Annotated in this window: 17 protein-coding genes; 7 read left to right on the top strand and 10 right to left on the bottom strand. The window is 44.7% G+C overall.

Annotated features, from left to right (window positions below):
- Window positions 1–545 precede the first annotated feature (545 nt).
- Window positions 546–1871 carry a DUF3644 domain-containing protein gene (locus ACQEXR_RS06165; RefSeq protein ID WP_301581346.1) on the top strand — a complete coding sequence of 442 codons (1326 nt, stop codon included), beginning with the start codon at window positions 546–548 and terminating at the stop codon, window positions 1869–1871.
- Window positions 1872–2288: 417 nt separating this feature from the next.
- Here the strand turns inward: ACQEXR_RS06165 and ACQEXR_RS06170 are convergent, their stop codons facing one another.
- From ACQEXR_RS06170 to trxB, 4 genes are all read right to left on the bottom strand, one after another.
- Complete coding sequence (locus ACQEXR_RS06170; protein WP_427019961.1) at window positions 2289–3323, bottom strand: formylglycine-generating enzyme family protein; 1035 nt, start codon at window positions 3321–3323, stop codon at window positions 2289–2291.
- A 251-nt stretch (window positions 3324–3574) separates the two neighbouring features.
- Window positions 3575–5296 (bottom strand): heme ABC transporter ATP-binding protein/permease CydC, encoded by a 1722-nt coding sequence (gene cydC / locus ACQEXR_RS06175; RefSeq protein ID WP_427019962.1) that lies wholly within the window; start codon window positions 5294–5296, stop codon window positions 3575–3577.
- Entirely contained in the window at window positions 5289–7076 is a 1788-nt protein-coding gene (cydD, locus tag ACQEXR_RS06180; protein WP_427019963.1) for a heme ABC transporter permease/ATP-binding protein CydD, read from the bottom strand. The genes cydC and cydD overlap by 8 nt, the downstream gene beginning before the upstream one ends.
- A gap of 112 nt (window positions 7077–7188) precedes the next feature.
- Window positions 7189–8151, bottom strand: coding sequence for a thioredoxin-disulfide reductase (gene trxB, locus ACQEXR_RS06185; RefSeq protein WP_138971168.1), 963 nt, complete (start codon window positions 8149–8151; stop codon window positions 7189–7191).
- 399 nt (window positions 8152–8550) lie between these two features.
- On the opposite strand from trxB, the gene ACQEXR_RS06190 reads away from it, so the two are divergent.
- Together ACQEXR_RS06190 and ACQEXR_RS06195 are read left to right on the top strand one after the other, a co-directional pair.
- On the top strand, window positions 8551–9210 hold the full coding sequence (locus ACQEXR_RS06190; RefSeq protein WP_171052145.1) for a 2OG-Fe dioxygenase family protein: 660 nt from the start codon (window positions 8551–8553) through the stop codon (window positions 9208–9210).
- Window positions 9194–10429: a cysteine desulfurase-like protein gene (locus ACQEXR_RS06195; RefSeq protein ID WP_427019964.1), complete on the top strand. Its 1236-nt coding sequence runs from the start codon at window positions 9194–9196 to the stop codon at window positions 10427–10429. Before ACQEXR_RS06190 ends, ACQEXR_RS06195 begins: the two co-directional genes overlap by 17 nt.
- A gap of 43 nt (window positions 10430–10472) precedes the next feature.
- Here ACQEXR_RS06195 and ACQEXR_RS06200 read toward each other — a convergent pair whose 3' ends face one another.
- A complete protein-coding gene (locus ACQEXR_RS06200) occupies window positions 10473–11297 on the bottom strand; it encodes a DUF2797 domain-containing protein (RefSeq protein WP_138971170.1) in 825 nt (274 codons plus the stop codon).
- Window positions 11298–11559: 262 nt separating this feature from the next.
- On the opposite strand from ACQEXR_RS06200, the gene ACQEXR_RS06205 reads away from it, so the two are divergent.
- Window positions 11560–12861, top strand: coding sequence for a GGDEF domain-containing protein (locus tag ACQEXR_RS06205; protein WP_171052141.1), 1302 nt, complete (start codon window positions 11560–11562; stop codon window positions 12859–12861).
- On the opposite strand, the gene ACQEXR_RS06210 is transcribed toward ACQEXR_RS06205, so the two are convergent.
- From ACQEXR_RS06210 to ACQEXR_RS06220, 3 genes are all read right to left on the bottom strand, one after another.
- Window positions 12851–13606, bottom strand: a complete 756-nt coding sequence (locus ACQEXR_RS06210) for a SanA/YdcF family protein (protein ID WP_138971171.1) — start codon at window positions 13604–13606, stop codon at window positions 12851–12853. The two genes, ACQEXR_RS06205 and ACQEXR_RS06210, sit on opposite strands and share 11 nt — an antisense overlap.
- Window positions 13606–13926, bottom strand: coding sequence for a DUF3392 domain-containing protein (locus tag ACQEXR_RS06215; protein ID WP_331417842.1), 321 nt, complete (start codon window positions 13924–13926; stop codon window positions 13606–13608). Before ACQEXR_RS06215 ends, ACQEXR_RS06210 begins: the two co-directional genes overlap by 1 nt.
- 134 nt (window positions 13927–14060) lie before the next feature.
- Window positions 14061–15749: an NAD-dependent malic enzyme gene (locus ACQEXR_RS06220; protein ID WP_269376259.1), complete on the bottom strand. Its 1689-nt coding sequence runs from the start codon at window positions 15747–15749 to the stop codon at window positions 14061–14063.
- Between the two features lie 158 nt (window positions 15750–15907).
- Between ACQEXR_RS06220 and ACQEXR_RS06225 the strand changes: the two genes are divergently transcribed.
- The 3 genes from ACQEXR_RS06225 (at window position 15908) to ACQEXR_RS06235 (ending at window position 19754) form a co-directional block, all read left to right on the top strand.
- On the top strand, window positions 15908–18253 hold the full coding sequence (locus ACQEXR_RS06225; RefSeq protein ID WP_427019990.1) for a helicase-related protein: 2346 nt from the start codon (window positions 15908–15910) through the stop codon (window positions 18251–18253).
- A 215-nt stretch (window positions 18254–18468) separates the two neighbouring features.
- Window positions 18469–18846, top strand: coding sequence for a transporter (locus tag ACQEXR_RS06230; RefSeq protein ID WP_426952743.1), 378 nt, complete (start codon window positions 18469–18471; stop codon window positions 18844–18846).
- Between the two features lie 254 nt (window positions 18847–19100).
- A complete protein-coding gene (locus tag ACQEXR_RS06235; RefSeq protein WP_427019965.1) occupies window positions 19101–19754 on the top strand; it encodes an outer membrane beta-barrel protein in 654 nt (217 codons plus the stop codon).
- A 61-nt stretch (window positions 19755–19815) separates the two neighbouring features.
- Here the strand turns inward: ACQEXR_RS06235 and ACQEXR_RS06240 are convergent, their stop codons facing one another.
- Window positions 19816–21006, bottom strand: a complete 1191-nt coding sequence (locus ACQEXR_RS06240) for an amino acid aminotransferase (RefSeq protein ID WP_427019966.1) — start codon at window positions 21004–21006, stop codon at window positions 19816–19818.
- Between the two features lie 217 nt (window positions 21007–21223).
- Window positions 21224–22714, bottom strand: a complete 1491-nt coding sequence (locus ACQEXR_RS06245; protein ID WP_426952737.1) for an HD-GYP domain-containing protein — start codon at window positions 22712–22714, stop codon at window positions 21224–21226.
- Window positions 22715–22879: the final 165 nt, after the last annotated feature.

The raw sequence follows: 22879 nt of genomic DNA on the forward strand, positions 1-22879 counted from the left end.
ACATACTACCAATCATTGAGATAATCCTTTTCTACCAAACGCTCCATGTTGCTCATAACGCTTATTAGACGACAAATTGTCGTCTTTCATATTTCGACGTTGCAGTCATTTTCATATTAACTCAACTGAAAATCAATAAGTTATGACACATGAAGGGAAGTTAGATTGCAATATGTCGCCTAGTAACGGGAATGGTGAGTTATCAACTCAATCGAATAAGTTTTAGTAGAGTAAACGCACGCCCTCTGAATTATATTGAATATTTAGTCTAAGTGATTTTGGGGCAAAACCATGCCAGAGCCAGCAGTGCTCTAGACATTTTTCGACTAGCGCTTTTGCTAAATTGGTAGGATCGGATGAGGAGAGGTATAGCTCAAGTGGCATTTTTAGAATGCTCTCCAAACTGAAGCACAAAAACTTTGCACAGAAGACTGGTCAATTCAAATTGTTTAGGGGTATTCAATTATTTGATGCCACTCTCTGATTATCTTGGTGTTATACAATAAAATGCAGCACAACAAGGTGAATAAATTATTGGAAATCAGATGGCTAAAGTCGAAATGCAGTTATTGCTGTACCAATTCTTGCAGAAGCATCAAACAGAGAGTTCAACTTTCACCAAAGAAGAGCTTATCGCGCATGTAGGCTGGAAGCCAAGTACATTCAAATCTTACTACGGGAAGGGTCAGATAACTCAATTCTTAGCAGAGATTGGAGTTAATACATACGAAGCAATCAATGTACTAGATGTAAGTTTTATCGAGTTCAAAAAGCGTTTATCTCAGAGTAAGCACTATCAAGAGCTAGGTCATAAATGTAAATCTAACTTAGCTAAAGCCCTGCTCAAAAAGTCCAAAGATAACATGATGCTTGCATTAGAGCTTTACAACAGACCGTCACTTGAAAACAAGTTAGATGGATTTGTAATGATGTACTCAACTGCTTGGGAGCAGCTTCTGAAAGCAATAATCATTGAGCGAGATGGTGAAAAAGCGGTATTCGAGAAAACGAATAAGCAAGGCGTAAAGAAAACAATATCTTTGAGGCAATGCTTGGATAAATTGTTCAAAGAAAATGACAATGTAAGAAAGAATATCTCTCGTATAGCTGATTGGCGTGATGGTGCTGTTCATCTACTTATGCCTGAGCTTCAAGGGTTGGCTTCTCGCATATTCCAATCTGGTGTGCTGAATTATTCATCTAAGTTTCAGGAGTTTGCAGAGGTACCATTTATGCGCTCTCAGCATGCTGGAATGATATCACTAGTTGGTGATTTTAAGATGCCACCAGAGCCAGTGTTGCGATCATTGTATGGTAAGGCAGCGGAAGATATGCTCGAACTAGCTAAAACGGTGCAAGATGAAATCGAGAAAGAAGATGATATTGAGTTCGCTATACCGATTAACGTATCACTTGTGTATGCTCGTGATGAGAAAGACAGTCAGATAATACTTGCTGCGGCTAACGGTAAAGCTCAGGACTTGGAGCAGTTGAAAAAGGCTCTTGTAGTTGAGAAGCAAGTAGATCCAGAGAAAACTCATACTTTCACTCAAAAGACTGCTATTGATGCTATTAATAAGACCCTTCATGCTAACCACGATATGGCAAAACTAGAAAAGTGCTTAGTAGCTCGAGACAAAAAGGGAAAGCCAACAATAAATAGTCATTGCTTCCAAGCGGCAGTCTCAAAGCTGAACTGGAAAGCAACTTGTAACAAACACCACCACTATCAAAAGATATCTAATACACATATTTATTCCCAAGATGCGGTTGATGAGCTCGTTAGGCAAATTACGACGAAGGATAATTTTATCAAGCAAGCAAAATCTCAAGCTAAGAAGAAAAGAAATAAACAGGCTGCTCTTGCTTAATATTTCCGATATGGCTCTTTTTGATATTGGCTAGGAGCCAGTTATTAATCTCCCTCTAATTTCTAGGCCGACGACTTGCATTAGAAAAAGTAACCCGACTAAGTGTCACGAAATTTAACAATGGCGTTAGTGCTAACAACGAACGGGGCAAAGGTGTGTTTGCCGTGATTGGCGCTGGCTGATTTTATTACATTAGAACATATCGAATTATCATAGTTAAAACGTGTGTCCCGTTAAGAATCGAGTGAATGAAATCAACGAGAGCAACTTTGCTCAAATGCACCCGTTTGCGCCACGCTCTGGTTGGAGTTGGAGGCAGAAGAGGGAGAGAGTTGAACGGCAAATCGCGCGTTTAAATAAAAATAACGGCTATTATATCTAACCACAGTGACCGCCGTAAGGCGGTCGTTTTTGATGCTAATAAGCTTTTTCTGCGCTTTGGACGGAGCAGCGAAAACCCGAAGTGTATGATAGGCTATCACCCTTCACCGTATCATAGGCGCGGGCTACATTAACCATACCAACCCCACCTCGTTTGACTTTGTATTCGCCCGTTACTGGCCCTTGTGGGTCAAGTTTCGGCGACACTTTATAATAATCTTTAGCGTACCAATCATTAACCCACTCTGTGGCATTTCGAGTCATATCGTAAATACCGAGGGGATTGGGCGCAAACATACCAACAGGGTTTAAGTCCGTATCAACATTAACGGTTTTTTCGGTAAACTCTTCATAGCCACCTAATTCTGGGTTATAAAAACCTCTTCCCCTAAACTGAATAAAGCCATTGTTGGTTGCGTAGTAGAGTTTTTGGCCACGGCTGCGTGCCGCATATTCCCACTGTGCTTCGGTAGGCAGATCCACTGGTAAAGCGGTCAATTGCCCCAGCCATTGACAATAGTTTTTTGCATCTTGCCAATTTACAAGTCTTGCTGGTTTTTTAATAAAGCTCGATAAAAAAATCTTATAATCGCTTGACCCTCGTTCAAGGTATTTTTCTTCATAATCAAACTGCTCAAACGGTCTACCTAATGTTTGTAAATAAACATCGTAATCCAGCAACTCAGCCTCATACTTTGACAACGAATAACTGCTTAGGGTGACCTCATGTTGAATATCTGCACCACTGCTGACCATTTCGACACCACTGTAACAGCTTGCTTCCGGCGTCCAGACTGGACGATTAAGATCGTCGTTCATGCAGGGCATACGAAAGTCGCCCATAATAAAACGGCCACCTTCGACAAACACCATATTTTCAATCGACTTTACCGCGACCTCGGCGATCTTTTGTTTTAGTTCGCTGTCTGCATCTGGATAGTGTTTGTTGACATTACTAATAATGGTGTTGAGCTGCTGTTGAGAAAGCACGTTGCTGGAAATGTCGATATCGCTATTGCATGCCGCCAATAAAGGAATCGCCCCGAGAAGACCTAGCCATTTATAATTCATTATCAATCCTCATTATTTAGCTGTTTATTTTAAGCGGCTAAGCAGGTGACATGAAGTTAATGACCGGAAAATAATGTGATTTTCCTTCCTTCTCTGTGACCCTTGGGCTACGGGCGGACTTTCCGGCTATGAGTATTATGTCAATAATCGATGAACTTATCTCGGCTGGCCTTGCGATGAAAAGTGGCGCCAATTGGCGGTTGATGGAAAATACCGTCAAGCATTGATGTTTGACGGTATAGGATATGTGACTACAGAGTTTGACTGAGTTGATAATAGCGACCTTGTTGTGCGAGGAGTTCCCTGTGGCTACCATGTTCAACAATTTCACCTTGTTCAATTAGACAAATACTGTCCATCTTGTCTAAATCAACTAAGCGGTGAGTAATAAAGACAACGGTTTTATCAACGAAGTGTTGCTCAAAGAGCTGCATGATCTGCTGTTCGGTTTGCTTATCCAACCCTTCAGTTGGTTCGTCAAGCAGTAAAATGGGGGCGTTATGAAGTAATGCACGAGCAATACCCACTCGACGTTTTTCTCCACCCGATAACTGACGACCGCCATCGCCAAGCCAAGTATCTAACCCGGTATCATTGAGCAGCTTGGCTAATCCGACCTGAGTTAATACCTGTGCCAGTTCATCGTCATTTGCTTGTGGTTTAGCCATGATCAGGTTGTCTCGCAAAGAGCCGTTTAGGATATCGACCCGCTGGCTGACCACACTGATTGCCTTGCGAAGGTCGCTTTCGCTCCACTTTTGAATTGGCATTCCAGCGATTTTAATCTCACCCTGCTTTACATCCCAATAACGGTTTAGTAATTGGAGCAGAGTAGACTTGCCCGATCCCGTCTGACCAACGACAGCAATACGGTGTTTGGCCGGTATGTTAAGGCTAATCTTTTTAAGCACTTCGCTTTCTGTATCTGGGTAGCTGAAAGAGACACTCTGATACTCAATCGAAAATGCTTGATTATGACTATCGCTATGCTCTGGGAATTGGACATCTGGTTCAGAGAGAATAATGTCGTTCAATCTGCGAGCAGAGGTAAGAGTCTGACCTAAATGCTGGAATGCGCCTGCGATAGGCATGAGTAGCTCGACACTCGCCATCGTTGCGAAGGCAACTAAGGCGATCATTGGATCTGGCGTATTTCCGCCGACGCCATCAGCAGCGAGCCAAAGCATCAATATAATTGTCCAGCCATTAGCAAGTAGCAGTAGAGCTTGTGCAAGGCCAGAGAAATGGGCGTTAAAGAACTGGTTCTTTAGCAGCTTTTCTTGAGTGCTCAAGATCGCCTCACGGTAACGTTGCTCTGCACCGAATAGGGTTAGCTCACTGTAACCTTGAAGCCAGTCTAAGGTCGAAATACGAAGCTCGGCTTTATTTTGCGTTAGCTCGCTACCATTTCGTTTGCCCAACTTATAAAAAAGTATCGGCCAAGTAACTAGCAGGGCAAAAAGAATCGCCCCTAATGTCATACCAAGTTCGGCGTCAAACCAACTTACTAGCGCTGTAAGGCCTAATATACCTAGCGTACCGACGATCATTGGACTAACAAGTCTTAGGTAGACATGATCCATGGCGTCGATGTCGGCAACCAAACGGTTAAGTAAGTCAGCGTCACGTAGGTTTGATACGCGGCCCGGAATGAGTGGAGCAAGCTTGGAAAAGAAGAAAATACGTAAGTCGGTTAGGAGCTTAAAGGTCGCGTTGTGACTCACTACGCGTTCCCCCCAGCGTCCTGCGGTTCTGCCCATAGCAAAACCACGAACAAAGGCGCCCGGCAACATGTAGTTGAAGGTCTCGCGTGCAATCGTCAATCCCGCGATTGCGGCGGCGGATAAAAACCAACCAGACAAGGTCAATAAGCCGATAGAAGCAGCAAGAGTCAGGAACGCAAGCAACATCCCGAGCGATAGGCCGAACCAATGCTTCTTATACAGTTTGAGGTAGGGAAGGAGTTCACGCATCAAGATTCCCCTTATTCGCTTGGTTAAGTGCCTGATTGGCACTGAGCATTTCTTGGAAAAGCCCTTGTTGTTGAGCCAACTGAGCAAAGCTACCGCTTTGAACAATTAAACCATCACGCATCACAAGGATTTGTTCTACATTCTGAAGTGGCGTCAGTTGATGTGTCACCATTAGCGCTGTTTTGTTTTCTATTTGGTTTTGTAAACCTTGCATGACTAAGCGTTCACTTCTTGCATCTAAGCTCGCTGTAGGCTCATCGAGTAACCAAAACTGACCGTTTTGAATCATGGCACGTGCAAGCGCCAGGCGCTGAGCCTGACCGACGGACAAACCACCCGAACGATCGGAAACCGCATAATCTAAACCGTGTTGGTTAACAAATTCAGCCGAGAAGGACTCTTCCAGTGCACGCTGAACGCTTTCTTCACTGACGTTGGATTTGCCCAGCGTGATGTTGTCACGAATGGTGCCGTGCAATAAAAGTGGGTTTTGTCCGACCCAACTGATGTTTTGACGCCAGTTAGCGAGATCAATCTCAGTACGTTCAATATTATTGATGGTCAACGAACCACTGTAAGGCAAGAAGCCTAAAATAGCGTTGATTAGCGACGTTTTACCTGCACCGCTAGGCCCGACTAACGCCGTAGTTTGACACGCCGTGAGTTCAAAGCTGACAGGGCCTAATAGTTTCGTCCCTTCAGGAGAGAAGACTTCAAGATCCGTTGCGCGAATAGTGATAGCGTCATTATCAGCGAGCGTCTGACTACCAGAACGGACAGTCTCTACGTCAATTTCAATAAATTCAACAATGCTCTCTGCAGCGCCCACTGCTTGCTGTTTAGCGTGGTAGAAAGTGCCTAGATCACGAAGAGGCTGATAAAACTCAGGGGCGAGGATCAGAATAAACAGCCCAGCAAACAGAGTGACCCCCGTGCCGTAATCGCCAAAGTTCAACTCACCGATAAAGGCGAAGCCAAAGTAAACGGCTGTCAGTGCGATTGAGATTGAGGTGAAAAACTCAAGCACAGCAGATGACAGGAAGGCAATTCTAAGTACGTCCATGGTTCGGGTACGAAACACTTCTGACGCACCGCGCATCACTTCTGTTTCTGCCTTAGTTCTATCAAACAAACGGATGGTCGTCATTGATTGAAGACGGTCGTAAAAGTGCCCGGATAAACGTTGCAATGCTTTAAAGTTTTTACGGTTTGCGTCAGCCGCTTTCATACCGACCAAAGCCATAAATAATGGCACTAGCGGTGCAGTAATTAGAAAAATGAGTCCAGCAGCCCAGTTAACGGGGAAGACGACGATCAAAATGACGAACGGAATCAAGACTGACAACGACATCTGCGGCAAATAGCGCGCAAAGAAGTCATGCATATCTTCTACTTGTTCTAAGAGTAGCGTTGCCCATGCACCCGCTGGTTTACCTTTGATATAAGCGGGCCCCAGTTCGCGTAATTTGTCTAAGATGAGTTGGCGAATATAGATACGAATTTGTTCACCACAACGGTACCCCGCAATTTCACGTCCCCATGAGCAGAGGGCACGTATGGCTACGATAGCGGCGAGACCAAAAAAGTGAGGCACTAACGTGTACTTATCGACATGCTCGATAATCAACTGATGCAGTATGGTTGCAAGCAGGGCGGCTTGAGCCAATAGAAAAATGCTTGAAAGAACGCCAAGACCGACAGCGACCATAAGCCAGCGTTTGGCGAGCTTACTTTGCTGCTTGAGCCATTGATTCAAGCTGCGTTGTTTCTTTTTATCCATTGTGAAGGCTTAATGAGAATTATTATTAGCAATTAGAACTGCGCATTATACAAAAGAAAGCCCCGCGGTAACACCGCAGGGCTTTAAGGATTTGAGCCAAAAGTGAAAAATATTATTTACTATCTGCCAACGCATCCAAATAGCGTTCTGCATCAAGAGCGGCCATACAACCGGTACCCGCAGAGGTGATGGCTTGACGATAGTTGTGATCCATCACATCTCCAGCGGCAAAAACGCCGGCAATGCTGGTTTGTGTTGCATTGCCTTCCAAACCAGACTGAACAACAATATAGCCGTCTTTCATCTCAAGTTGGCCTTCGAAAATGGCTGTGTTTGGCTGGTGGCCAATCGCAATGAAGGCACCCATCACGTCAATCTGCTCAACAGACTCTGACTGAGTATCTTTGATACGCACACCCGTCACGCCCATATCATCACCCACCACTTCCTCTAGAGTTCGATCAGTGTGTAAAACGATGTTGCCGTTTGCGACTTTATCCATCAGACGATTGATCAGAATCTTCTCTGCTCTGAAAGTATCACGGCGATGAATCAGGTGAACCTCTGAAGCGATATTTGATAGATAGAGCGCTTCTTCAACAGCGGTGTTACCACCACCAACCACTGCGACTTTCTGGTTGCGATAGAAGAACCCATCACAGGTCGCACAAGCGGAAACTCCACGCCCTTTAAATGCTTCTTCTGACTCTAGGCCAAGATATTTAGCCGAAGCACCAGTGGAAATGATCAGAGCGTCACAAGTGTATTCACCGTTGTCGCCAATAAGACGGAAAGGGCGTTGGCTGAGATCAACCTGATTAATGTGGTCAAACAAAATCTCGGTTTCAAAACGCTCTGCGTGTTCTTTCATGCGTTCCATAAGGTTTGGTCCAGTCAGACCCTCAGGATCACCAGGCCAGTTTTCTACCTCAGTGGTCGTGGTTAATTGACCACCTTGCTGCATGCCGGTAATCAAAACTGGTTTTAGGTTTGCACGCGCAGCATAAACGGCTGCAGTGTAGCCAGCAGGACCAGAGCCAAGAATAAGAAGATTGCTATGTTTGACGTCGCTCATTTGTGCTCCATTAGCGGTGACGCTTTCTATGTAGTTTGTCTCGATTGTATGGAATATATGGGGGCTTTGAAAGAGTTAGCAAGCGTGAAAACAGGAATAATTGGTTATAGGTTAGAACGCAATCGTTACATTTTGTGTGGCGAGTGGTTGATATAACCTGTTGAAGTTTAAAAGGTATTCCTAGTGTGATAGTGAAGTCGTCTAATATTTTCAATCCTTGCTTTTTAAATCTGGTTGAATTGTCTGATTTTAATTACCTTAATGGATAAAAGTTCTTTATATCTATTTATGTTGGATTGAAATGCTAAAAAAAGTTGATCTTACAATACAAGTGCGCAAATAATAAATGTGAACAAGATGTTAATCATATTATAGGTATGTACATTCATTAAGGAGATGATGATGTTACATCAGCGTGAAACTACCCTTCAACTCACCAAACTTAGCGATACGGCGATTGCTCAGCTTGCACCATCGTTTACTCAGCTTCCGCACACAGAACATGCCGATGGTAAATTCCGCTTAAGACGTTATTCCGTTGTCTCTTTTCGAGATGGCGAAGTAGTCGATTTGGGCAAAAATGAATTTATGCAAACGGACGACATTAACCGTTTTCAAGGCAACGTTGTCAGACAGTTTGAACCTATTGAAGAGAGCACTCTAAACAGTGATGGTATGCGCGAGATGTGTCAGCTCTTTGTTTCTTCAAACAATCTGACTAATGAGCATGAGATTGAAATTCATCAGATCCGTATTGCAGCTATTTACGATGAGACACAAGTCGCTCCTGAAGGTGTTCACCAAGACGGATTTGAGCATATCGCGCTTGTTGGCATGGGGCGTCACAATATCGAAGGTGGCGATATCATGCTTTACAACAGCTTCAATGAAGCGCCATTTTTCCGCAAGGTTTTACAAAGTGGTGAGGTCGCAATGCTCGCTGACGACAAGCTATGGCATAACGCTCAGCCAATCCGCTCTGTAATCGAAGGCCAAGAAGGCTATATGGATGTATTTGTTCTAACCGCGAAGGATGCAGTGAATGAGCTTCACTCCTAATTTAGTAAGAGCGCAGTTTAGCGCTCTTAATCAGACTCATAATGACTTACCAGTACTATTTCTTGATGGCCCAGGAGGCTCTCAAGTACCTCAATCCGTATTGGATGCGATGACCGCTTATCTTGGATTCTTCAATTCTAACTTGGGTGGACACTATTTCTCTAGCCGCAATACTACCGACTTAATGAAGCAAGCTCGCGAGCATGCTCAGGCTTTGGTCAATGCTGAATCGAGCGATAATATTGTCTTCGGTGCCAATATGACGTCACTCACGTTCCAATTGAGTCGTGCTATAAGCCGCGATTGGAAGGCCGGGGATGAAGTGGTTGTTACCGCATTAGATCATTACTCGAATGTATCAAGCTGGCAGCAAGCAGCAGAAGACAAAGGGGTTGTTGTTCGACAAGCTCGTGTTGAGGAGTCGGACTGTAGCCTAGATATCGATCATCTTATCTCTCTTATTAATGATAAGACGACCTTGGTAGCATTAACTTTCGCGTCAAACACGACGGGTTCAATCGTCGATATGCAGCGTGTCATTGAAGCGGCACATGCTGTGGATGCGATGGTCTATATTGATGCGGTACATTATGCACCCCATCATTTGGTTGATGTCCAACAACTTGGTTGTGATTTTCTTGCTTGCTCAGCGTACAAGTTTTTTGGACCGCACGTTGGGATTGCCTATGTCGCGCCTAAATGGCTAGATACGTTGAAACCATACAAAGTTGAACCAGCAACGAATGTGGGGCCTGGTCGTTTTGAGACAGGTACGCAAAGTTTTGAAGGTCTAGCCGGAGTGGTTGCGGCGGTGAGATACCTAGCTCAATGGGGTAAGGACGACGACTCGTTGAGAAATCGCTTGATTGACTCCTACAAGCAGTACAATCAACACGAGTCTGCGATCAACGAAAGGGTTCTGGTTAGGTTGTCAGAATTAGATGGCGTCACCTTGCTAGGGCGCAATGAGGCAGATAGCCAAAAGAGAACACCGACTTTCGCCTTGACCTTCGATCAACATACGCCTGAAGAGGTAGCGAAGAAGCTTGGTGAGCGTAACATTTGTGTCTGGAATGGGCATTTCTACGCACTCGGATTAGTCAGGCAGTTAGGTCTCGAGTCGACAGGTGGGGTAGTACGAATTGGCTTTATGCACTACAACACATTAGAAGAAGTGGACATTCTGTTTGATGAACTGAAAGCAATTCTTACCCATTAATCGACCCAAATTAAAAAGACCTCCGATTGGAGGTCTTTTCTGTTTAAGCCGTAACTTCAACTTCGTATGAGGTGAATTTACGAATGTTAATCACGCCAGTATCGAAAATCATATATTGGCCTTTGATCCCTTGTAAAACGCCGCTGACTTCGGGGTTTTTATCAAAGTTATGCGAAGTTATCTTTGTGGGGTGTTTCTCCACTGGATAGCTAATGGTGGTGATATCACGGCTAAGCACTTCAATAGCGTCGTCACCAAACTGTTGTTTTATCTCAGTAATCTTATCCTCGACCAGAGGCAACAGCTCTAAAAAACGTTGCTCCAGAGCCATAGGTTCGCCATCACCCTTTAGCAGAGTTCGCCAGTTGGTTTTATCGGCGATGTGCTTCGCCAACTCTACCTCGATCAGTCCCGAAATATGGCGTGTTTTCACTTTAAAAATAGGTAGACCTTGAGTGGCGCCTTGGTCAATCCAACGAGTTGGAATTTGAGTATGGCGCGTAATGCCGACTTTCAGACTTGATGTGTTTGACAAGTAAACATAGTGGTCGACCATACAGTTCTCTTCACCCCACTGAGGTTCACGACATGTGCCTTGGTCGTAGTGGCAGGTTTCTGGCTTCATTATGCACATATCGCAGCTTGCGAGTTTCTTCATACATACAAAGCAGTGACCTTGTGAGTAGCTCTTCTTGGTCTTCTTACCGCAAGAACAGCAGAAGATGTTTCCTGTGTGCGTCAGGGTCAGCGTTTGGCCGATAAAAGGCGTTAAGTCGACGAGCTCTTCGCCGACAGGCAGTCGATAACTAACGGTATTTTCTAGAGAGGCACGCATTTTACTCAGCGTACCTTTGGCGATTAAAGACATGACAGTGCTCTTCTTTATTCGAGGTTGAATCCTCGTTGTTTTTAGCGTTTGAGTGTAACACTTTTTTAGCCAAATGACTTCGGTTCAAACGTTGGACGGTGTTTAGACATTGGGGCTGTGACGCGCCCACTTTAAGAGGCATATCTAATATTTTGCCGCTAAGTGACATTTAAAATGGGGTAAAATGGAAGCAAGATCTTATTATTAATTGAGTGCTGTGTCATTTAATGGGTCGAGTTAACTGCCCAAACGGATTGTTCTATTGAAAGTTATACATAAAGCTATCTTCACCTTGGTTGCTATAACCTTACTTGTCGTTCAATTATTTTGGATGCATGGTGATGAGCGCGTCGTTAAGATAACCCCCGCACAGTTTACCTTCGCTGCAACCAACGATCAGTTACAGGGTGGGGTATCGACGTCGTCACTCAACATAGAGAATGAGAAAGCCTTGCTAGAGTGCCATTTGGCGAAAGGCGATTTATATCCTTGGCCCTATTGTGGCATATCGATTACCGTTGGTGACTCCATAGCCAGTGGTATGGACTTAGAGGGCTTTCATACCATAAAACTTGATGTTGATTTCGAGCAACTTAATGCTGACAAGTCCCCATCGCTACGGATCTACCTCAGAAACTACAATCCCGCTTATTCGACAGCAGACAATGAGTATTCATTCAAATACAACGGGCTGGAATATACTCCAGGAATCAAGGGGGGCGCGATAGAGATTCCGATTGCCAATTTACAGGTTTTAACTTGGTGGCTGAGTGACAATCAAATTCCAATCGCGCATTCAGCTCCTGAATTCTCAAATGTGGTCAAAGTCGAGTTTGCTACTGGCTCTGGACACTCTCAAGGCGATTACAGGCTACAGGTTAATAGTATTGAGTTTGTCGGTAACTACATTGATGGCGAAGATTTGTTGCTTGGTTTGCTGGTCTTTTGGGTTGCACTGGCATTGGTTTATAGCATGCTTGAAATCAAACGTGGCCGCCAGATCATCCAACAATCCCAGTATCGCCAAGAGCACCTTCGCAAGTTAAACCGCCACCTAAAGGAGCAAAATGTCCACTTTGCTGAGTTAGCTAACCGTGATGCCCTGACTGGAGCCATGAATAGACATTCGATTCGTGACTGGTTAGAAAGCAACTACGTAAAGAATCGCGTCGATGGAAAACGTCTTTCAGCGCTTTATTTGGATATAGACCACTTCAAAGCGGTGAATGATAAGTACGGACACGCAATGGGTGACGATATATTAAGAGAGTTCACCATGGTCGTTCTTAGCGCATTGAGCGCAAGTGAAAGGTTAGTGCGTTGGGGCGGGGAAGAGTTTGTGGTCTTTTGCCCGGGGCTTTGCTCAAAAGAGGCCACTGAACTGGCTGAGAAGATACGCCATAGAGTCGAGTCGCATCTATGGGTGCATGGCGATCCCTTGACCGCCAGTATTGGCGTCGCTTCGCTTGGTGACGAACGACCAAATGAAATGTTAATGCGAGCCGATGAAGCCCTTTTTATGGCGAAACGACAAGGTCGAAATAAGGTCGTTTTTAATCCGTAAGCTGTTGGTTTGTATCCTGCCCATCGATCATTTCGTTCTCATCGAGGTCTGCTTGAGTCGATTTTATAATCGGCTCTTTCGGACCTAAAAATTTAGGCTGAGCGTGAATGATGTAGATGTCCAAAAACGCTTTTGTACGGGCAAAGACTTCACGCACTCGCACCTGTAATCCCGAATGTCGAGACGGTCCAGCGACAGCAAAACATTTCGCATTGATATCGTGAGAGTTGGCGATAAACAAGGCTCGTTCACAGTGGAACTTCTGCGAGATAATCAGAAAATTATCCGTGTCAAAAATCTCTTTAGCGCGCACAACTGAGTCTAGTGTTCGAAATCCAGCATAATCTAAAAAGATCCGTTCTTCAGGGATGCCAGCTCTGAGCAAATCGCGTTTCATCGTCCATGGTTCATTGTATGAGCGATGCGCATTATCACCACTTAATAAAAAGTGGCTAACTTTTCCTTGTTGATACAACTCAATCGCCGCATTGATGCGGTTGGTGTAATACTCATTGAGCACCTTGCCCAAATACTTGCTGGTGCCTAAAACCACCGCAACATCAAATTGTTCGATTTGCTGTGGTTGAGTAAAGACTTGGTGTCTCGCCTGATATGACACCCATCGATCAACCACAAACAGCGCCGCAGACACGGCGACAAAAACAGCCGGAAGCCAAGCGATGAGTTTGAGCATGCGACTTAACCAAGTTTTAGCTGGCTTGTCACGATGGAAGAGTTTACGCACTAAATTTGTCGGTTCCTTTGCGCCCATAGACCAATAATTGTGAAGCAAAACAAAACGATGGTAAACATGATGCCAGCATCGAGCCCACGTAATGTCCGAGACAGGTAAGGGGTTGCCTTAACAATGATTAAGCCGTAACCAAATGCGTTAATCAAGACAAAAGCGATCGTTCTCAGCGCGAAGTTGTAGTTTCTTAATAGACGTCTCAACAGTGCATTAATCTCGCCACCGGCCATAACCAAAGTACAGGCGATAAGCGCCGTCGAAATTTCGCTGAGGTAGGGGCTAAGGTAACCCCCAAACATATTCAAGTATTCCATTTAAGTACGTTAGATAATGGTGATTTAGCGAGAATAGCACGAAGTAATGTGAGGATGTCCAGCATGGTTGAGCTGAGAGTTCACTTTTGTGGCAGGAATAAAAAAACCCAGCGTAGCTGGGCTTTTAAATTTGTTTAGAATGCAGTGCGTTTGTAGCGACGGTAAACTGGCTGCCAGAAAGAGGCGTCGATTGCTTCTTCTAGTGCTTCGTCTGGGATCTCTAATGCAACGCCTTGCTCGATGGCTTTCTTCGCCACGGCAAAAGCAATCTTCTTCGATACCGAGTGAATCGCTTCAAGAGGGGGTAAAAGTGCACCTTGGCCGTTAATCGCGAGTGGTGAACAGGTCGCGAGCGCACGGCTTGATTCCATAAGCATCTCATCAGTGACACGTTTCGCTTGTACCGCTAATACACCTAAACCGATACCAGGGAAGATGTAGCTATTGTTACACTGAGCAATCGGGTAAGTTTTACCTTCATGAACCACAGGATCAAATGGGCTACCTGTTGCGACTAGCGCTTCACCGTTAGTCCAGCGAATAATGTCGCTAGGAGTGGCTTCCACGCGACTTGTCGGGTTCGAAAGTGGGAAGACGATAGGACGAGCACAGTGTTTGTGCATCTCTTTAATCACTTCTTCACTAAATAGGCCAGGCGCACCTGAAACACCGACAAGAACGGTTGGTTTAGCATTACGCATAACATCCAACAAAGAATATCCGTTGCTGTCAGTTTGCCAATCAGCCGTGTTGACATGCTTTTGAACAAGACGTTGCTGGAAGTCGAGTAGATTAGGCATGCCTTCTTGTAGCAGACCCCAACGGTCGACCATAAATACTTGTGAACGAGCTTGCTCGTCGCTGATCCCTTCAGAGACCATTTGCGCGATGATAGCTTCAGCGATACCACAACCTGCCGAACCCGCACCTAAGAAGGTAATGCGCTGTTCTGAAAGCTGACTTCCCGCCGCTTTACAAGCTGCCAGTAGCGAACCGACAGTAACCGCTGCGGTACCTTGAATATCGTCGTTGAAGCAGCAAACGCGATTTTTGTAGCGCTCCAAAAGCGGCATGGCATTTTTTTGTGCGAAGTCTTCAAACTGGATTAGTGCTTCTGGCCAACGGCGTTGAACGGCCTGCATGAACTCTTCAACAAATGCATCATATTCAGCCCCAGTAATACGAGGATGACGCCAGCCCATGTACATTGGATCGGCAAGTCTTTGCGGGTTGTTAGTGCCCACATCGAGTACGATTGGAAGCGTGTAAGCAGGGCTGATACCACCACACGCGGTATATAGAGCCAGCTTACCAATTGGAATCCCCATACCACCGATACCTTGGTCACCGAGACCAAGAATACGTTCACCATCAGTCACAACGATAACCTTGACATTGTGGTTAGAAGCGTTGTTAAGGATGTCGTCAATGCGATCGCGGTTTGCGTAAGACACAAACAGACCACGTCCACGGCGATAGATATTCGAGAAGTTTTCACACGCAGCACCAACGGTTGGTGTGTAGATGATAGGCATCATCTCTGTAATGTGATTTTGAACCAGTCGGTAGAAAAGCGTTTCGTTCGTGTCTTGAATGTTACGCAGGTAGATGTGCTTATCCATATCGCTTTCAAAGCTGCAATATTGTTGATACGCACGCTCTACTTGCTCTTGAATCGTTTCAGTATTTTCAGGCAATAAACCTTCAAGGTTAAAAGATCTTCTTTCCTGTGCGCTAAAAGCACTGCCTTTGTTTAGCAACGGCGTACTAAGCAGAGCAGGGCCAGCATAAGGAATGTATAAAGGGCGTTTATCGTTATTCATCACTTGCCTTAAGTAGGGTGGAGTGGTCTCTAGACCTTTGGAACTCGGAACCTAAAAATGATAGGGATTCGTTGTCTTATTGTAAACTGAATATTCCTGCATTCTGGTAAAGTTTGCGTATATAATTTGGCGTTTTAATGTCAAATGTTCAGCGAAGTATGTTCAGCTTACCGATAGATACCCTTAAATCCGAATTCTTAAAAGAGATATCGGCACATCATCTGATTGTAGAGGCTGAAACTGGCTCAGGAAAATCGACTCGTTTGCCCTTGTGGGCGGCTGAAAATGGACGAGTATTGGTGATTGAACCACGTAGAATTGCTTGTACCTCGTTAGCTCAGTTTCTTGCTGAACAAAAGCAACAGCCGATTGGTCAGTCTGTTGGGTATGCGATTAAGTTGGAGACGCGTTGCGACGATGAGACTCAAATCGTATTTGTTACTCCAGGTGTCGCACTGCGTTGGTATAGTGAGAATCAACTGGCAGGCTTTAGCACTATTATTGTCGATGAATTTCATGAGCGGCGTTGGGATACCGACTTACTGGTTGCTCTGCTCAGAGAGGCACAACGTCATCGCTTAGTGATCACGTCAGCGACTATTGAAGGTGAAAAACTGGCGCGTTATGTCGGAGCAAAGCGACTGCAAGCGAAAGGCCGCAACTTTGATGTCGCCATCGGTCATCGTGCTGGCGACTCTCGCCAGTTGCCTGATGCTCGTCAATTGGATGAAAGGGTCAAACAAGAAGTGATGGCACTTCTGGATGTGGATGGGGACATTCTGGTTTTTTTACCTGGGCGTAAAGAGATTATTCAGTGTCAAAGTAAGTTATCCTCCATTGAAGGGGTTGTTGCGCTACCTTTGCACGCTTCGGTTACTGACCAGCAAAGAGATCTCGCACTCAATCCTCAGTCTTACAAAAAGGTCGTACTGGCGACCAATGTGGCCGAAACGTCTCTGACCATTGCAAACATTGCTGCGGTGATAGACTCGGGTCTGGAAAGACGAACCGAACAACGCAATGGTCGTACCGCATTAAGCTTAAAACACATTTCTAAAGCGAGTGCCAAACAGCGTAGCGGTCGAGCGGGTCGCGTTATGGATGGTCTCTGTATCCGCTTATATGGTGAACATGCCGCATTAGCGGAAGTGACGCCACCAGAAATGCATCGAGAATCTTTGACCGAAGCGATGCTGGCCTCCGCAAGTTGTGGTCGAGCATTAACGGCACTGACATTTATTGAACCTCTACCGGAGAAGTCTGTTGCGCAGGCACACTCAACCCTAGAACAAATGGGGGCGATAGACAGCCAAGGTCTGGTGACTGAGCATGGCCAACGTATCTATCCTCTTCCTATTGATGCTTTGTACGCAGATCTTGTTACCCGCATGCCGAGTAGAGCCTTGCAAGAAGCGATGGTTGATTTGACTTCAGTCGTCGCTACCCCTGCAACGTTATACCGTTTATCAAACGATGAAGAACAACTTGAGCAACTTCTTCAACAAGAACCTCTAGGGTGTGATGCTCAGTTGGCGATTGGCTTGCTGAGAGGAAATCGCTACCCCGCCATTAAGGTTGATCAAGATGTAATGAAAGAGGCGGTTATGTTGTCAGAGCAGATGCGAGCAGCATTTGAGTTACCGCAACTTGACGTCGCATCACGTTATTCGCATCAGGATTTGGTCGAAGCGATTGCGCGATTGCACCCCGAGTTGGTGTTTGTGCGTCGAATGAAAAGAACAGAAGCGCTAGGCAATGGATCAATGGAAGTGATTCTTGGACGAGAAAGCCGTTTCCAAGATAAACACCAAGCCGCTTTGGTACTGGATACCCACAGCTTACCGGGAAGAGGGGTAAAACAGACGCTCAATTTAGCGACCTTTACTATGCCGATAGCGTTAAAGACTCTGCAATCGATGGATTTAGGAGATTGGCAGCAAGGAGAAGTCACCGAGCTAAGCGACACACCAATGATTGAGATGCAACTTGTCTATGCAGGGCGAGTAATCGCAACCCGCTATGAACCTGCAACGGGAGAGTTTGCCATTAAGCCAATGTTGCAAGCAGTGAAAAATGACCAATATTTGCTAGGTTTGGCAAAACAGCGGCACAAAGAGATAGAACATTGGAAATTGTATGTTTCGCTTGGCTTATCGGAGCAAAAGGTTGATATAAGTGAGCTGGACTTCGACCACTGGTTTACTGAGCAACTGACCCTACTAGAGCTGTCCGACATTTCTGAGTTGGAATTATTTTCCGCAGAGGATTTTGTATTTAAAGGCATTCCTTACTGGGAATATCAGGATTTCGCGGATGCCTATCCGTTTGAGTTGTCGTTGGGTGATTTAAACTTAGATGTTGAATATCTTGTCGACAAAAAGTTGGTTTATGTGATTTACCGCGATGGACTACGCAAAGGGTATCCAAAGCGTTGGGAACTGCCGAAATGGAAGGGCTGGAGAATCCAGTACAAAAAGGCGAGCAAGATAGTGGACATCAAATAGTGCTGAAACCACAGGATATTATTTGGTATCCAAAATATTAAGCAACCGGTCTCTTATATCTCTGGATTGTACACATTTTGTTACCGTATTGGTTTTTATATAGCTTTTTCAAACAAATTTAGGGCATAAAAGACTATTGTTTTATATCCTATTGCTATATAAGGAGCGATCTAGGATATTTAGTACACTGTGTTGCCGATATTACGGGGGATGATATGGAACATCTGGGCAAGACAAGTGTTGTATTCGACTATACCTCTTTTCTCGGTGCTTCGTGCAGTAAAAAATGGACCTTTCTCGAAGCGATGAGCACGTTTGCTCCGATATTCAGCCTAGCGTGGAAGGATACGATTAAAGAGACGCTATCGGTAGAAGATCGCTTGTGGGATCAAGCCATGAAGTCGCTGTCTGCTAACCGCAGCGACGAGTCAAATATTATCACTTTGCTCAAACTGGCTAAACTTGAGGGGGTCGAAGAACTCAAGCTCGTTATGCCATATGAGCTCGATAATGAACAAATCGAACGGCTACGCGCTAAGTCTCACGCTGAAATCGTCAGTTTGTCACAAGATGAATTAATGGTTAAGTTTTAAACAAAAAAGATCTCGCATGAGATCTTTTTTACTATCTGCTCAATAATGCGCGTGACGGATCATAATTCTCACAATTCATTCAGTAACTTGCCAGTGAACTGTTCTATATTTTACTTACAATATTTGCCAACAACTACTGTAAGGCAATCGCCCAATATCTCCATTTTTGTTCAGTCAGTGCAGACCTTAGACTTAGCGATTCGGTTTCCCTGAACGATTGAATGTGAGTTGTAAATGGACTTAAAGAGGTCGTAATGGAAGTAAAGTACAGTTGGATACTCGCTCCTTTGCTGCTTGCCACATCGGCACATGTATCAGCAAATGACAGCACGAATCAGATTAACTATGGCTATGCGTATGCTGATGTTAGTGCCGGATCGTTGAATGAAAATCTAGGCGTAAACAATAACGTCACTGCTTTAGCCGTAGGCGGGAATTATTTATGGACGGAGAACATTCTGTTCACTCTAGACTACACGGCACGTTTTATTCACCCAGAAGATTTTACTACGGAGTTATACACTCTATTACCGGGAGTCGCTTATCGCTACCCAGTTCTCGACAAGTTAGACTTGGTTGCTAAAGCTAAAATCGGTTACTTGTGGGCAAAGCAATCGCAAGATTCCACCAATGCTAAGTTATTTAGCGATAGTGATTTGGTATTAGGTGCTGGCGTTGAGTTGAAGTATGCATTGACTGATGATTGGGAACTGGCCGCAGGGGCTGAGTTCAATTACACCGACTTCCTTGAAGAAGAGATTTACCAACTGCGAGCGGATTACCGTATTTCACCGCGAATTACCTTAGGTGGATTTTATACTCACCGCAGTGGTGATTTCGAAACCGTTAAGATCGCCGGTAGTGCGACGACGAACGAAGGCGGAATCTCTTTGCGTTTCTTGTTCTAACGGTTTAACCATCAATAAAAAAGCCAGCGATACGCTGGCTTTTTAAGTTGTTTGACCGCGATTAAAGAACCGCAGCGATACCTTTACAAAGAGGTAACATGTTTGAACGAGTCATACCTGCAACACTGATGCGGCCAGAACCTACGATGTAGATAGCGAACTCATCTTTTAGGCGTTCAACTTGCTCTTTGCTCAATCCAGAGAAGGAGAACATGCCGTTTTGACGTTCGATAAAGCTAAAGTCTGCATCAACACCTTGCTCTTTTAGTGTCACTACGAATAGTTCACGCATTTGTTGAATACGGTCACGCATCTCTTTCACTTCTTGCTCCCATTCTGCACGAAGTTCTGGGTTGTTCAGAATGTGAGTAACAACCGCACTGCCGTGTGCTGGTGGGTTTGAGTAGATAGAGCGGATAATCGCTTTAACTTGTGAGAATGCTGTAGTTGCGACTTCTTCAGATGCTGCTACGATTGTGAATGCACCGACACGCTCGTTGTACAGGCCAAAGTTTTTAGAGAACGAGCTAGCAACCAGAATCTCTTGGTTATACTGAGCAAAAATACGTAGGCCTTGAGCGTCTTCCTCAACGCCTTTTGCAAAACCTTGGTATGCGAAGTCGAACAGAGGTAGAAGCTTTTTATCCGCAACCAATTTCGCCAGCTCTTGCCACTCTGCTTCTGTTGGGTCGATACCCGTTGGATTGTGACAGCAGCCGTGCAGTAGAACAACATCGCCTTCAGCCGCTTTTTCTAGGTCGGCTATCATTGCAGCAAAGTCTTTGTCTTTCGTTTCTGCGTTGTAGTAAGTGTATTGAGCTGTTTCAAGACCAGCAGCAGTGAATACACCGTTGTGGTTTGCCCAAGTAGGGTTACTGATCCAGATTTTAGCGCCGCCTAGTTGGCGTTTGATAAACTCACCTGCAACGCGAAGTGCACCTGTACCACCTGGTGCTTGTGCAGTTTTTGCCAATTTGTTGGCAACAATCGCAGAATCAGCACCGAAAAGCAGTTTTTGAACTGCCAGTGCGTACTCAGCCGTGCCTTCGATAGTTAAGTATGATTTGGTTTTCTCTGTTTCGACAAGCGCTTTTTCCGCTTTCTTAACAGTTGCAAGAACAGGGGTTTCACCTTGTTCAGTTTTGTAGATACCAACGCCAAGGTTAATCTTTTCAGCACGGGGATCTTTTTTAAATTCTTCAGTAAGGCCAAGAATAGGGTCTGCGGGAGCAGCAACTACTTTTTCAAACATAATCATCGTCCATGTTTATCGAAGGGAGGATATAAGTAACTCGGTTATTTATACCTGTCAAAACGGAGTGAGACAACAACCAATGTAAATAAAATTTCAAAAACAATGCGATTTTGTTGCATTGGCAAATCAAATATATATTTCTATATAAAAAGTCCCTTTAATCAAACGATAAAAGGGACATTAGTCTAGCGAAAATAGAACCACTATCAGGGGATTAGGCGTGCATCAGTTTTTCGAGTTCGTTTTCCTTTGCTTCCATACTGCGATACTTATCTGCTATCGCAACGAATTCGTCTTCAATCGCAAGAAAAGCCTCAACAATCTCGGGATCAAAATGAGAGCCATTCCCTTCAAGGATAATCGATTTTGCTTTTTCATGGCTGAAGGCTTTTTTGTATACACGTTCAGAGATAAGTGCGTCATAAACGTCCGCTAGTGCCATTAATCGACCTGAAATAGGGATTTCTTGCTCTTTAAGTCCATTGGGATAGCCGCTACCGTTCCACTTTTCGTGATGAGTGAGCGAAATTTCTTTAGCCAGTTTTAGAAACGAATTACTACCGAGTTGCTTTTCTGCCATTGATAACGCTTTAGCGCCAATCTCTGGGTGGTCCTTCATGACCTCGAACTCTTCATCGGTCAGTTTTCCGGGCTTGAGCAGGATGTTATCTGGGATACCCACTTTACCCACATCATGGAGCGGTGCGGATTTATAAAGCAATTCAATATAGTTATCGGTCAACAGCGCTTGATGGTGTTCAAACTGTGCCAAATGCTTAGCCAGCGCTCGCACATATTCCTGAGTTCTTAGAATATGTGCGCCTGTTTCGTTGTCACGCGATTCTGCCAAAGCTGACAAACTGACAATCGCGACATCACGAGTTGTTTTCACTTCATCTTGAGAGGATTCCAAACTATCAAGCATTTGGTTGGTCAGTGAGGCCATAGAACCAAGCTCATCATGTTCAAAGATAGGAACGCGGGCAGAAGTGTTGCCTTCAGTCACCGCCAGTAATGAGCATTCCTGAGCACTGAGTACACGACGCATGAGCTTACTCCACTGCACCATGATGGCAATGGTGTAGGCACCCAATACCACTGAGATATAGACAAATTCCTTAATTACGCTGACCTTGCCTGTGCCATCCAACACACGTTGTGGGTTATGTTCAAGCCAGAAAATATCTTTAACAGCGACCATGGCAAGCATGGTTGTCAAAGTGAAGATGAGTAAGCTGATAAGGCCGATCATTTGTTTGACGATCGATTGTCTCTTACCGCTCAATTCAAAATCGAATCGTTCAGACCGGTTTAACATGTCTAAGCTGGTGATTTTCGCATCGAGTTGCAGCAACAACCCGGTGAAAAAGCCGAACAAGGTCATCCCAAACAGAACTTTCAAGTTACTGTCGATAGTGAAGTCGTAGTAAGTGTTATAGAAGGTAGCGAGAATAATGCTGCCAACTAGCATTAAAGTGCTATCGAGTTGCGCGAATCGATGCTCTTTAACCATAGGGTGATTTTGCAGCAGAAAATGTCGCACTAAATAGACGCTACCAAAAGTGATAGAGATATGTAAGAACAGTTCACCAAAGGTCAGTGTTTCCAACATTGGGCAGACTCGTCCACCATAAAGTCCGAAGACGACAGCAGCAAGCACGTAGAGCTTTAGGGTTAAGGGGGCGTTGTAATGTGAGTTAACCATGTTAAGCCTTAATTACGTTATCAATGTGACTAAAACTAGTCGAACAACAGCAAGTTGACTAAAGTATGTATTTGCTTAGTCAATAAAAGACCGAGCATATTATCGATTTGTTTCGATTATTGATACAGTTTTACAACTTTAGCATTAGATTGAGTGAAAGGCTTA

It is taken from the genome of Vibrio sp. TRT 2004 (assembly GCF_050113735.1).
In the GTDB taxonomy this organism is placed as follows: Bacteria; Pseudomonadota; Gammaproteobacteria; order Enterobacterales; family Vibrionaceae; genus Vibrio.